The organism is Marivirga sp. (assembly GCF_035704835.1).
Classification (GTDB): domain Bacteria; phylum Bacteroidota; class Bacteroidia; order Cytophagales; family Cyclobacteriaceae; genus Marivirga.
Genome location: NZ_DASSWQ010000071.1, coordinates 1 through 13,154, shown reverse-complemented (window position 1 = coordinate 13,154; position 13,154 = coordinate 1). Strand labels below are relative to the sequence as shown.

Below are 13,154 nucleotides of genomic sequence, written 5' to 3'. Positions count from 1 at the left end.
GCAGGAATGACGGATGAAGCCGACTAATTATTAATTTGCTAATTATTAATTACTAATTAATTTTCTTACAATCTCAACTTCCTCATCAATTGTTTTTAAATCGAGTTCATCGGTCTTGAATGTTTCAAGTAAGCGAGTCAGTTTGGAATCAATTGCTTCTTTTTCTAATTCCTTAGATAGCTTAATTTTTTGTTTCTTTGGCAATTGCTTCACTAAAGACAATATTTGATCGAAAGTAAGATCTATTTGCAGTGGACTTTTCATATTGCTTAAATTATTAATTACAAAATTACTAATTATAAATTCCCATTAGCCCCCTCCTTCATTGTTTCCTCACTCCATCCCTTTTCGTCCCAAAATGCGTCTACTTCTTTAGTGACTTTATCTGCGAAATATTTAGCAATCATTTCCCTAATTTCATCCCATTGCTCTTGTGGTAAATCATAGCGAAACATCTTAAGTATTTCATATGTATATTTTACTTTAAATTGCCACATGGAATTCAATAAATTTTATTAATTCTCTTTTTGTAAATTGAGAATTCTAAAATTTATACTCATTTCTAATTGAGTGTTATTTAATCACTTTTCCATAATTGAATATACTTAATTTCTATAGTTAGAAGCTGGATTAGCTTGGAAAAGTTCTGAATTGGTAGAAGTTTTAAGCAGTAAGTTATAGGTCTTAAGTTATAAGTAAACAGCATAAGCTAGATTCCAGCCTCCCGACATGCAGAAAAACTTAAATGCCCAGATCCCCCCTTTGGGGGTTAGGGGGCTTTTCTTTCCCGATGAATGGTGACAAGTTGTGTCTTGGTGTCTTCGTGCTTCAATACAGACTTTGGCTGCACAATTACTAATTCTCTAATTATTAATTACTAATTAAACTCTATTCGTAATTATAAAATTCCTAATTCGAAATTATTTTTGTTTGTGTCTTCGTGGTTCAATACAGCCTTAGGCTACACAATTACTAATTCTCTCATTATTAATTACTAATTATACTCTATTCGTAATTCCAAAATTCGTAATTCGTAATTATTTTTCTTTGCGGTTCAATATAGTTAATCAACAAATGTTTCTTTTATAATACTTTTAACTTCTTTTATCTCGGGTTTTGATAGTCTTCCTAAAGATTTAAGGATTCTTTGTTTATCAATAGTTCTGATCTGATCGAGCACAATCCAACCCATTTTGTTGTCATGTTTTATTTCCACTCGTGTGGGATAATTTTTTGAACTTGTAGTCATGGGAGCAATCACTATGGTTCTCAGGTATTTATTCATCTCATTCGGAGAAATCACAACGCAAGGTCTGGTATTCTGGATTTCGCTTCCGATTGTAGGATTCAAGTTGACCAAAACGATTTCATACTGATTTATTTCCATTCGTTCAGATCTTCATCTTCAAAAACATCAGTAAACAGCAAACTGTCATCTTTATTCTCGGACATTTCCTTAAATGCTTCTTCCCATCCTTTCCGAGGTTTTGAGAGCGGTTTTATAATAATCTGTCCTTTTTCTAAAATCAGATCAACCTTATCTCTAATATTATATTTTTCTAAAATAGTCTTACTAAACCTGATTCCTTTAGAATTGCCAATCTTTACAACTGAAACTTCCATAATTCTTTTGTTTTATTGTAATTACAAAGTTACTACTTTATTATACAAAAAGAAGTCTAATCTGAAAAAGGTTTTTAAAGCTAAAGCTGATTTAGTTTAACCACAAAGATGCAGGAAGGCATTCACTAAGTTCACTAAGATTATATCAGCTAAAGCTCATTATTTCTTTACCACAACAGAAACAAAAGAACACAAAAGATAGCCGAAGGCTTTAAAACTCTCGCGACCTTATCCCGCACTGCAAGTCAGAAGACGCTAAGTTTTACGCTAAGGAAATGATTAAATTCCTTAATCAATTTTTAATATGGATAGCTGTTGCAAAATCGTTCACTGTAACGAACGATTTTAATTAATTTTGTTCAGTCTAACGGAAATTACTAATTCTCTAATTATTAACTAATTTCCTAGTCTTTTATTTTGCATTACAGCATGAATTTCGCACTCACCCATTCCCCCTTTGAGGGTTAGGGGGCTTTAATTTTCCCAAAGTAAAAGTCCTGCCTCAGCAGTTGGCACCTGCCCCATAAACTCCTCCGGGTTCATATATAAAAACCTGATTTTCCGATCAATTTTCTTTTCGGCTATAGCTGTCATATTGGCTATATAATCATAATTAAAATGATTGCCTACCAATAAAAAATCAATGATGCCACTGTCCACTCCTTTGGCGTACTCCCCTATCAAATAGACTTTTTCCAGTGCTCCTACTTTACCTATAATCTGTTCGATTATCCGATCAATGCCTATATATTTTCGGATAATATTATGGATATCATCGAATAAAGGATGCTTGGTATTGGCTTGGTAAACCTTTTTATTGCCTTCAACATCTGCTTTCAGCATTCCAGCCTGCTCAAATTTATTAAGCTCCAGGCGAATAGCATTCGTACTTTCTCCAAACTCCCCCTCCAAAGATCGCAAATAGCTTTTCGTCTGCGAATTCAAGAAGAATTTCAGTAGAAGTTTTATTCTTGTTTTTGAGGTGATGAGGGTGTCGAGCACTACTAGGTATCTACTTTTAAAATGGTTGTCTTAAAGTATTCTTTAATATAGTCTGGAAATAAGATTCAAGAACCTAGAGTCTAGAATCTAGATTTATTTGGTCTAGATTCTTGGGTCTATTATCTAGGTTCTGCAAACAGCTTCGCCCTCTCAGTCCCATTAAGGAACCTAGCAAATGCCTTTATTTAGAGCTAGCAAAATGAGTAGAATTACTACTCAATTATAAAATTATGAGATTAATATTTGATTTGCAATAAAGAAATAAAAAATATAATTGCAAAGTGGAATGATCAGCTAAAGCTTAAATGATTTAAGGACTTAATTACTCTAAGATTACACTGAGGATATCAACAAAAGCTGATTATTAATACCAACCATAATAGAGACAAAAGAATACAAAAGATAATACAACTAAAGCTGAAAAGGGTTAACCACGAAGTTGCGCTAAGACTTACACAAATTCACGCAGCATGGAGCTAGCTCAAAACGTGATTGCGAGGGAGGCACGACTGAAGCAATCTTCGGTTGGAATTAACAAACTTTAGATTGCTTCGTGCCTCGCAATGACGGTTCTAGCTAACTAATTCGTAATTTCAAAATTCGTTATCCGTAATTAACTCTTTTTCCCAAAAAACTTCTTTTTCTTCATTCTATCTTCATCATAATAGCCATAACCGTAGCCACCATATCCCATACCGTAGATATAGCCACCATAATAACCATAGCCTTTTTTACGTAATTGGATATCATTGAAAATAACCGACATTGGTTTTATTTTCCCTTCATTATAGAGGTTATTGACCATGGCCAACGCTTGCTTCATACTAATGCCTTGTCTCACTATCAAAAGCGTATGATCAACATAAGGTAATAGTTCCATAGCATCGGCTACTAACCCAATAGGGGAAGTATCTATTACAATGGCATCATATTCATCCCTCAATGCCTTCATAAAGTCACTCATTTTATCACCTGCCATGAGCTCAGAAGGATTAGGAGGCACAGCCCCAGCACCTACAAACCATAGATTTTTGGTTTCCCCTTTAATAACTACCTCATCTTTTTCTGCATATCCTGCTAAAAATTCACTTAACCCTCTATCAGGATAAGCTTCAATAAAGTCTGTAAGGTTAGGTTTACGCATATCAGCACCAATTAACAGCGTTTTTCTTCCAGAAGCAGCTAAGGTATAAGCTAAATTCAAAGAACAAAAGGTTTTTCCTTCACCACTTACAGAGGAGGTTACCATGAACGTTTTGGCTTGCTTTTTATCTTTACCCTGCAAGTATTTCAAATTAGCTCTAACCGCCCTAAATGATTCGGCAACTAAGGATTTGGGCTTATCTTTTACAATGGTATTGGTATCTACTATCTTATGGGCAATATTTCCCAGAAGAGGCATATCCGAATTTCGGTCCAAATCATCTCTATCCATAATACGTGGATTCGTAAAATCTTTAATAAAGAAAAAGGCAACCGGCAATAAAAAACCTATAGCCATGGCTATTAATAAATTCTGCTCCGAATTTGGTCTTACCGGATTATTGGAATAACTAGGTGCCTCAATTAATTGGTAATCGGATGTGGCCGAGGCTTTGGAAATTGCTGCTTCCGTTTTTCTCCTTAAAAACAGATCAAATAAACTTTGATTTAACTCGTATAATCGTTGAAACTGATTAAGTTCTCTCATTTCACCTTGCAATTCATTCATTGAACTTAAAAGAAAGTTACTCTTTTGATTAATTTTAGATAATCTTTCTTCATTAACTTGCTTATAACTTCTTAAGGCTTCAAAAATGTTTTTCTCCAACCTTTTTCTCATGCTATCTTCACGATTAACGAGCGGGTTTTTAAAGTTATGAGAATTTCTGTGGACTTTATCCTCTTGCTTCTGTTGGATGTATTCATTTACTAAATCATCTAATAATGGTGCATCTAATCCTATCAAACTAGGTGCAAATACACCTGTGGCGTGCTCCTTATTGATATATGATTTTAAATAATTGTAATAGCGTTCCTGTAATAGTACCTCTGCTTTTTGTTCGTCTAACTCATTCAACCTAACAAATATGGTTTGACTTCCTAATGTTAATTCTCTGTTTTCTAATTGCAGTCGATCAATTTTTTCTTGAAAACGAATAAGCGAATCTGAAATCATAGCCATCTGTTCATCAATAAAATTGATGGTATTTTCTAAATTCTGATTTTTCTCTTTTAAACCAAGCTCTTCCACTACCTCGTAGTAAGTCTTCATAAATTCAATGTCTTTTTCTGGAATAACACTTTCCATGGACATATTTAGAATAGCTGATCCTTGCTGCTTCCACGATATATTTAATCTTCTTTTGTATTCACTTACCAAGCTTTCCTTTCTATTGATGATAAAAAAGTATTTGTTTTGATCCATGGAAGCCGAACCGTTACCTCCAGTAATTTCGAATTGCCAGTCCTTTATTTTATATGGCTGATTATAATTAAAATCTTTATCTTCTAATAAATCTTCCCATTGTGTAGGGCCTTCTACATTAAATTCAAAACCTTCGTCTTTTTGTTTATTAACAAATATTTTTAACCCGTATGGGATATGAGAACCAGATAAGGAATCCATTTCTAATTGAAAGCCATTACCACTTTTTTGCTCTGTAGTTTTTATATAGCCTTCTGCAAAATAGCTCACTCTGAAATTTAGGCGATTTATGGTTTCTTCAATCTTATCATTTGATTTCAAAAGAGGAATTTCTTCATATACCTCTTGTGTCCCACCCAAAAAGTAGCCTGCATCCACTAAACCAGGGATAATTGATTTATTTTCGGTGAATTTTTTAGTAATAAACTGCCCTTGAATGGAATAAACTGGATTGGCATATCGATTATAAAGAATTCCCAGCGTAGTTGAAATAGCAAAAAACAGAATAATGTAAGGCCATCTTCTAAGAATTTTTCCGAGGTATTTAAGAAAATCTATAGGCTTTTCTTCTTTTATCGCCTCTTCCTGAAAGTCAAATCCATTCATTTAATTATTGCTGATTATTGCTGGTAAAATTTAAGATAATTAAAACAAGGGATACAGCAGAAGCCGTCACTCCAAAAATAGTACTTGTAGCAGGTAAAATGTATCGTCTTGATTGCCTTGCTCTGAGCGGTGGAACCACTATGAGGTCATTAGGCTGTAAGTAAAACCCCTTTTGAGCCAACATATCTTCACGCAGCGTATTGATATAATATACTTTTGCTTGACCTTCTTCAAATCGAACCACTTTCAATCGTGAACGGTCGGCAAAATCAGTTAAATTTTGAGCTAAACTGATAGCATCTATAATATTGGTTTCAGGGTCAAAAGAAGTATATCTTCCTTCATTATTTACTTCACCTAAAATGGTGAAATGAAAACTTAGTAGTTGAATTCTAATAACTGGAGTTTCAAAATAATTAATTAATTTTTCTCGAATCAGATCCTCAGCTTCTGGCAAACTTAAGCCAGCCAGCTTTACTCTCCCAATTTCTGGTAATTCCAAATAGCCTTGTCTGTCTAACACAAATCCTGTTTGTTGACGGTCTAGCATTATAGGGGCCAGACCAGCATCTTCTTCACCACCTATACCACCACCGCCTTGCAAACGCATATTTTGACCACCGCCACTTACATTCCCTTGATTATATTGATTCAATTTACGAATTAGACCTAATTGTTCTTCATATTTTTTTACAAAATCGAATTCAGTTGGCGTAAGACTAGCTATTCTAAGGGAAATGATATCTTGCGGTTGTAGTTTGTAGGCTTTATTATAAGTCTCGTAAGTACGGATAATACTATCAGAATCCATTACTTCACCTTTTTCTGGATCATTCGGATGTTGTAAATAGACTATGTCTTTGTTGGAAACACAACTCACAAAAAATAGTCCGATTATTATGATATATAGTAAATTTCTAATCAACATTTTATTTATTCAAATAACAAAACTAATGATTTTTAATTACGAAATACAATTTTAATCGCGAATTAAGAAATGGTTAATTAAGGATTTATGAAGAGTGATAATTTTTAAGTCTTAGGTTATAGTATACAGTACCATGTATAGCGTAAAAAGTATATTGAAAAATAAACAAAGTTCGATTAAGCATATTGAAAAAAGCTAACTAATTTATGATCGATATAAGCACGGAATTAATTTTATTCAATACTTCGAATGTACAAAGAGCTTTAATATCATACACCCAAAAGATTATTTGAAAATTAATAATTGCTGATGTTAGTAAAAGTAAAAATATCAACATCTCATATTTTTCCCGATGAATACTTCAAATCCGTAGACTGATTTTTGATTATGAAGAAAAGATGAAACGATACCTATTAAATGAAACCAACTATCTACTCATTTTCTTACATCACCCTTATTCTTCCTTCAAATAAATGTAAAACAAATCTGGCTGGCAATTGTAACTACCTCTTTAAACACAAAACATTTTTTAAACATGATTGAAAAAGTAACAGACATAAGTCTAGAAGACAAATTAAAAAGTAATGAAAGAGTGGTGGTAAAATTTTATGCTGACTGGTGTGGCGTTTGCAAAGCTTTCGATCCTGAATTTCAAAAAATGGCTGAAGAAGCTGCCGAAAATGTTAAGTTTTTAGAAATTAATGCACCTGATAATCCAAAAGCAAGGATGTCGGCTGGGGTTTATAGCTTACCTTTTTTCGCCAGTTATGAAAATGGTCAATTAAAAGAAAAAATTTCCTCTGCTGATCGAAAGGAAGTGCAAGAACTAATTGATAATATTCAAGCTACTACAACAGCATTAAATTAATGAAAAAAAAAACCGGCTTAAAGCCGGTTTTTTTAGTATTCTCAAAATTTATTTATCGTTAATCTTGTTCAAATTTCTCTTTAAACTTTTCATATAATCTTTGTTGGTGCGCTTCTAAAGTCACCTGTCTGCCTTCAATAAAAACATACTTTGGTTGATTTCCCTTCATATCCAAAATATCTCCCTGTGAAACAACGATGGAAGCAATTTTACCTTTTTCTAAACTTCCAATTTTATCACCTACTCCCATTATTTCAGCAGGATTCAAGGTCACCATTCTCAATGCTTCTTCTTTCCCTAAACCATAAGCAGCAGCAGTTCCTGCACTAAACGGCAGGTTTCTAACTTGCATTACTTCTCCCCATTGACCGATAGCCACTTTAATGCCTGCTTTGTGTAATAAATTAGGCAGTTGGTAAGGTAAATCCACTGGGTCTGAAGTTCTACTTGGCAATCTTAAGGTTTCTTCCACCACAACAGGGATTTCGTTTTCTTTTAGGAAGTCTTTTACATAATATGCTTCGTCACCACCTACTAAAACGATTTTCTTAACCCCCATATCCTGAGCAAACTGAATAGATTCTACTATTTCTTTTGCTCTATCGGTATGAATGTAAAGGCTTTTTGAACCATCGAACAATCCTTTCATAGCCTCCAATTTCAAATTAGGCGTTTCAGGATCAGCTATCTCATTATAAGAGGATGCATCTCTGAAGAAGTACTTCACTTCCTCATATTCCTCGTCATAATCATCATTCTCTCTCCATTCCGTTTCTCCTAACCACCATCTAGGATAGCTCAATTTTGAAGGCCAGTTCAGGTGTATACCTTCATCATTTCTCAAAACGGCATCTTCCCAGTTCCAGGCATCTAAATCCATTACGGAGCTACTTCCTGAAATTCTACCACCTCTAGGAGTAGTTTGCGCATAAAGCACGCCATTAAAACGAGTTGTTGGAATGATTTCCGAGTCTGAATTGTAAGCAATCAAAGCTCTAACATTAGGATTGAACTCCCCTGTTTCATCTTGATCTCGAGTAGCTCTTACCGCAGCAATTTCTTCCAAACCAATTATGGTATTACTTGCCACCAAACCTGGGTAAACATGCATTCCTTCCGCTTGGATAACTTTATAGTTTGTTAAATCCAGCCGAACCGTAGTGGCATCCCCTACATTTGTGATGATTCCATCTTCAAAAGTAATGACTGAATTTTCTATCACTTCTCCATTTCCCAAATGCGCATAAGCATTCATGATAGCAATGGGTTTTGTTTGTGCTTCCCCTGGTGCAGGCACCTGAGCTATGGCTGCCAAGCTGAATAAACTCAGTGCTATTATTCCTAAATATTTATATATTTTCATTTCAGCTTATTTTAAAGTTGAATAATTTTGAATTTCTGTTTCACAGTGGTAGATAATCTGTGACTTTGGCATTGCTTCTTGAGTAGATTTACCTTTTGATTTTTCTCCTTGCAATTTGGCAACTAGTCGAGCTCTTTCTGCTTGAATTGCCTCTAACTTTTCTTCTTGCTTATCTCTATCGAAAAATACAGCTCCTTCGATAATAGTTTTTTCCGCTTTTGCATAAATAGATAATGGCTCATCACTCCAAAGCACTACATCTGCATCTTTACCGACTTTAATGCTACCCATTCTATCGTCTAAGTGGAGAAGTTTAGCCGGATTAAGCGTTACCATTTTTAACGCTTCTTCCACAGGAACCCCACCATATTTAATGGTTTTCCCTGCTTCTTGATTTAATCTTCTTCCCATTTCAGCATCATCTGAATTAATAGCAGTCACTACGCCCTCTCCATGCATCAAAGCAGCATTATAAGGAATAGCATCATTTACTTCAAATTTATAGGCCCACCAATCAGAGAAAGTAGAACCACCTACACCATGCTCTTTCATTTTGTCAGCTAATTTATAACCTTCCAAAATGTGTGTGAATGTATTGATTCTAAATCCATAACGCTCGGCTACTTTCATCAGCATATTGATTTCTGATTGAACATAAGAATGGCAGGAAATAAACCTTTCGCTATTCAATATTTCCACCAATGTTTCTAATTCTAAATCTTTTCTTGGAGCTGCAGTATTTGCTTTATCTCTTTTGGATAAACCATTATATTTTTTCCATTCTGCTTCATATGCTCTTGCTCTAGTGAAAGCATCCTCAAATACTTGCTCCACTCCCATTCTGGTTTGCGGAAAACGAACTGTATTTCTATCTCCCCAGTTTGATTGTTTTACATTTTCACCTAGTGCAAATTTTATGAATTTATCTGCCCAAGAAATTTTCATTTCTTCAGGACTGTATCCCCATTTCAATTTGATAATAGCAGAACGTCCACCAATTGGATTAGCAGAACCGTGCAATAACTGAGAAGCCACTACACCACCAGAAAGCTGACGATAGATATTTATATCCTCTGAATCCACCACATCTTCAATATTAACTTCCGCTGTAACTGATTCAGAACCTTCGTTCACACCTCTACTAATGGCAATATGGGAATGTTCGTCTATAATTCCAGGCGTTAAGTGCTTTCCGGTTCCGTCAATCTCTCTGGCACCAGAAGCTGAAAGATTCTTACCTATTTTCGCAATTTTCCCATCTTCCAATAAAACATCTGTGTTTTCTAAAATGCCATCAGCCTCATTGGTCCAAACAGTGGCATTTTTAATCAAAATTGTTTCGGCTTTTGGCTTTTCTTTATTTCCATGAGCCACAAAAGGATAAATTAAAGACCCAATATCTTCCTTTTCATCCTCTTTCTCTTCCTCTTTTTTCTCTTCTTTTGCGTCTTCAGTTAACTTTTTATCATTAAGCGTTGCATTCCATTTTACCCAACTTCCATCTGGCATTTTAGCATTTCCACTTAACCCTTCATCTTTCAACCAACCTGACAATCTAATTTTTCCAACTTTATCTTTACTCTCATCATTAAATGATAGGTTGATAAGTTTTTTTGATATTTCAGATTTCACATCATAAGAAGTAGAATCATTCACAACAATTTTGAATTTTTCTTTTCCTTGCTCTCCCTTTACTTCCAGCGTATATTCATCCTCCCCAACTGTTAAGTTATAGTTTCCTACCAATACTGGAAGCGTATAATCTGCATATTTATATGGATTTCCTTGAACCCAGTTTTCATAAATTTTAGTATGCTTTTTCACCGGACTGCCATCAGTAATGATAAAATTAGCTATTTTACCATTATTTAAACTTCCCAGCTTATCGCCCATTTTAATGTATTGCGCTGGAGTGTATGTTAATGCTTTTAAAGCCTGCTCTTCTGAAAGTCCTGCATCAATTGACTGAGAAATCATGTCAGAAAGCTTGGATATATCTTTCAATCCATCAGAAGTGATCGCGTACATAATTCCTTTATCACCTACCATTTTCAAATTATAAGGTGCCATTTCCCAATGTTTCATATCCTCAAGGCTAACATTCATAGCATCGAAAGGATCTTCTACGTCATAAGCTTTTGGATAATTTACCGGAAGGATTAATTGTGCATTTGTCGCTTTGATTTCATCCAATCTCTGATATTCATCTCCATTTCCTTTGATGATGTATTGAACTCCATATTGATCACCCAATGCATCTGCCCTTAATACATACAATTTATCACCACCTGCTTCAAAAAACTGAGGATAGCTTTTGTTATTATTAAATGCCCCTAACGAAATATCTACCATTTCCGACTGATTAGCATACCAGTCGGCATCTAAATAAGTTTGTTTGATTAAGGCAATTGCACCCATTAAAGAAGAAGGGTTATCTTGGGTAGACGAACCTTTATCAAATGAAAAGTGCTGCGATGCAGATTCTTTTAACATGATCTCATTTTCAGGTCCATTGTGTAAAGCTACTACAGTTCCTGTTCCTCTCACCAATCCATCTTGATTATGAGTTAACACTACACCAAACCCAGCTTTACGCATTTTATCCGCTTCTGAATTATTATTTTCATAAGCTTCGTGTGCTTGAAAATAAGCTCTGATAGCATCATTTTTATTATAAGCACCATCTTTAGTTGGGCCTAATTGTGGTCCTGGATTTCTGCCAACTTCAGCTTTGGGCATTCCAATATTTGTGGATAATTCAATAAAGGAAGGGTATATATGTTTTCCATTCAAATCATGGATTATTGCACCATCAGGTATGGTAACATCCTTTCCTGATGCGATTACCTCTCCTTTTCGAATTACCAATGTGGCATTTTCAATAGTAGTTTGATAATCAATATGCAATGTTGCATTTGTGAAGGCATGCAGACCTGGTCTTTCATCTTTAACACCATTTACCGTAAAGGTTTCTTGTGCATTAGCTGAAAATACCAGCAAGCAAAAACACGCTAGTAGTAATTTTCTCATTATCATTTATGATTTTGTTTAAAAAATGAAAATAGTGCTTTTTATATGATTAAATAAAAATTAATGAATCTATTATTTTATTGGTTTTTAAATGATATCAGTGGAATGGAAATTATGATAGAACACTATTTTTAATAAATAAAATGCATTCATGATTTAATAATTACTAGTATTTAATCCCGAAGGGATTCTTACCATTAATAAAAATCCAATTCCTACAGCGAAAAACAGGCCTAAAGCGATAGTACTGTTGCGCATACTTCCTGTCCATTGTTCAATAAAACCATAGGAAAAAGTACCGATTACAACCGCTAATTTCTCCGTTACATCAAAAAAACTAAAATACGAGGCTTGGTCTTTAGTTTCTTGAGGCATTAATTTAGAATAAGTACTTCTTGACATGGCTTGAATTCCACCCATTACTAATCCTACCACAAATGCTAAAATGTAAAATTGATAATCGGTATAAACAAAATAAGCATAAATACAGATACCTACCCAAATGGCAAGCATGTACAACAATGACGATTTATTGCTTCGTTTTTTTGAAATGAATGCAAATGCATAGGAACCAATTATGGCAACTGCATTAATGATAATAATAGTAATAATCAATTTATCTCCCGGGAGATTCAATTCCTTACTTCCAAAGGAGGCAGCCATGTACATCACGGTTTGAACACCCATACTGTAGAAAAAAAATGAAGCAAGGAAATATTTTAAAATAGGTTGGCTTTTCACCTCTTTAAAAACTTTCAAAATCTCCCTATAACCATTAATTATTATAGAATTAGAATACTTGATAGGAATTTGAACTTCTTTTAAAGTCCGAAAAGTAATTTGAGCAAAGCCTATCCACCATACTCCGACAGTTAGAAATGAAAATCGGGCAATTAATGCAGTGCTTTCCAAGCCAAACCACTGCGGGTTTGAAATACAAATTAAATTGATAATCAATAAAATAATACTTCCTACATAACCTAAAGAAAACCCTTTGGCACTAATCATATCGTGCTTATCGGGTGTGGCAATAATAGGTAAGAAAGCATTATAAAATACTAAACTACCCGTATAGCCGATACTTGCTAAAACAGAACAAATTATAGCCCACTCCACATTCTCACCAGTAAAAAAGAATAATCCAATACATGAGAATGCTCCTAAATAGGGGATCAATCTGAAAATTTGGGGAGAAGTATTTTTCAAGCATATATTTTAGAGAGTCTGTAAAGGAAAAAGGATACGTTTTTCACACCTCTGAATTGGGAGCGAAAAGCTTTTATCTTGGCATTGAATGATTCAGCTGCTGCATTGGTGCTTCTTCTTT

12 protein-coding genes are annotated in these 13,154 nt (G+C 34.4%); 1 reads left to right on the top strand and 11 read right to left on the bottom strand.

The features are described 5' to 3' along the window. Positions 1-45 precede the first annotated feature (45 nt). The 7 genes from vap15 to VFM92_RS11405 form a co-directional block, all read right to left on the bottom strand. The gene (gene vap15 / locus VFM92_RS11435) at positions 46-264 is read right to left on the bottom strand and encodes a type II toxin-antitoxin system VapB15 family antitoxin (RefSeq protein ID WP_325122358.1); all 219 of its coding nucleotides are present in this window, start codon (positions 262-264) and stop codon (positions 46-48) included. 32 nt (positions 265-296) lie between these two features. Continuing rightward, entirely contained in the window at positions 297-497 is a 201-nt protein-coding gene (locus VFM92_RS11430; protein ID WP_325122357.1) for a hypothetical protein, read from the bottom strand. Positions 498-1,063: 566 nt separating this feature from the next. After that, entirely contained in the window at positions 1,064-1,387 is a 324-nt protein-coding gene (locus VFM92_RS11425) for a type II toxin-antitoxin system PemK/MazF family toxin (RefSeq protein ID WP_325122356.1), read from the bottom strand. Beyond that, a complete protein-coding gene (locus tag VFM92_RS11420) occupies positions 1,378-1,623 on the bottom strand; it encodes an AbrB/MazE/SpoVT family DNA-binding domain-containing protein (RefSeq protein WP_325122355.1) in 246 nt (81 codons plus the stop codon). The genes VFM92_RS11425 and VFM92_RS11420 overlap by 10 nt, the downstream gene beginning before the upstream one ends. Before the next feature lie 474 nt (positions 1,624-2,097). After that, complete coding sequence (locus tag VFM92_RS11415) at positions 2,098-2,625, bottom strand: ArsR family transcriptional regulator (protein WP_325122354.1); 528 nt, start codon at positions 2,623-2,625, stop codon at positions 2,098-2,100. 613 nt (positions 2,626-3,238) lie between these two features. Continuing rightward, entirely contained in the window at positions 3,239-5,638 is a 2,400-nt protein-coding gene (locus VFM92_RS11410; protein WP_325122353.1) for an exopolysaccharide transport family protein, read from the bottom strand. A 4-nt stretch (positions 5,639-5,642) separates the two neighbouring features. Next, positions 5,643-6,566, bottom strand: coding sequence for a polysaccharide biosynthesis/export family protein (locus VFM92_RS11405; RefSeq protein WP_325122352.1), 924 nt, complete (start codon positions 6,564-6,566; stop codon positions 5,643-5,645). Between the two features lie 535 nt (positions 6,567-7,101). On the opposite strand from VFM92_RS11405, the gene VFM92_RS11400 reads away from it, so the two are divergent. Next, entirely contained in the window at positions 7,102-7,434 is a 333-nt protein-coding gene (locus VFM92_RS11400) for a thioredoxin family protein (RefSeq protein ID WP_325122351.1), read from the top strand. Positions 7,435-7,492: 58 nt separating this feature from the next. Here VFM92_RS11400 and VFM92_RS11395 read toward each other — a convergent pair whose 3' ends face one another. The 4 genes from VFM92_RS11395 to VFM92_RS11380 all read right to left on the bottom strand — a co-directional run. Continuing rightward, entirely contained in the window at positions 7,493-8,797 is a 1,305-nt protein-coding gene (locus tag VFM92_RS11395) for an amidohydrolase family protein (protein WP_325122350.1), read from the bottom strand. A gap of 6 nt (positions 8,798-8,803) precedes the next feature. Beyond that, positions 8,804-11,827, bottom strand: a complete 3,024-nt coding sequence (locus VFM92_RS11390; RefSeq protein ID WP_325122349.1) for an amidohydrolase family protein — start codon at positions 11,825-11,827, stop codon at positions 8,804-8,806. A 156-nt stretch (positions 11,828-11,983) separates the two neighbouring features. Further along, positions 11,984-13,033 carry an MFS transporter gene (locus VFM92_RS11385; RefSeq protein ID WP_325122348.1) on the bottom strand — a complete coding sequence of 350 codons (1,050 nt, stop codon included), beginning with the start codon at positions 13,031-13,033 and terminating at the stop codon, positions 11,984-11,986. Then, positions 13,030-13,154, bottom strand: a 125-nt coding sequence (locus VFM92_RS11380) for a transposase (RefSeq protein ID WP_414675566.1), incomplete at its 5' end; no start/stop codon positions are given. The genes VFM92_RS11380 and VFM92_RS11385, both read right to left, overlap by 4 nt.

What these genes read in the sequence shown, in the direction of transcription:
- VFM92_RS11405 (WP_325122352.1), bottom strand. Translation starts at nt 6,566, where the DNA reads ATGTTGATTAGAAATTTACTATATATCATAATAATCGGACTATTTTTT.
- VFM92_RS11420 (WP_325122355.1), bottom strand. Translation starts at nt 1,623, where the DNA reads ATGGAAGTTTCAGTTGTAAAGATTGGCAATTCTAAAGGAATCAGGTTT.
- vap15 (WP_325122358.1), bottom strand. Translation starts at nt 264, where the DNA reads ATGAAAAGTCCACTGCAAATAGATCTTACTTTCGATCAAATATTGTCT.
- VFM92_RS11390 (WP_325122349.1), bottom strand. Translation starts at nt 11,827, where the DNA reads ATGAGAAAATTACTACTAGCGTGTTTTTGCTTGCTGGTATTTTCAGCT.
- VFM92_RS11425 (WP_325122356.1), bottom strand. Translation starts at nt 1,387, where the DNA reads ATGGAAATAAATCAGTATGAAATCGTTTTGGTCAACTTGAATCCTACA.
- VFM92_RS11410 (WP_325122353.1), bottom strand. Translation starts at nt 5,638, where the DNA reads ATGAATGGATTTGACTTTCAGGAAGAGGCGATAAAAGAAGAAAAGCCT.
- VFM92_RS11395 (WP_325122350.1), bottom strand. Translation starts at nt 8,797, where the DNA reads ATGAAAATATATAAATATTTAGGAATAATAGCACTGAGTTTATTCAGC.
- VFM92_RS11430 (WP_325122357.1), bottom strand. Translation starts at nt 497, where the DNA reads ATGTGGCAATTTAAAGTAAAATATACATATGAAATACTTAAGATGTTT.
- VFM92_RS11400 (WP_325122351.1), top strand. Translation starts at nt 7,102, where the DNA reads ATGATTGAAAAAGTAACAGACATAAGTCTAGAAGACAAATTAAAAAGT.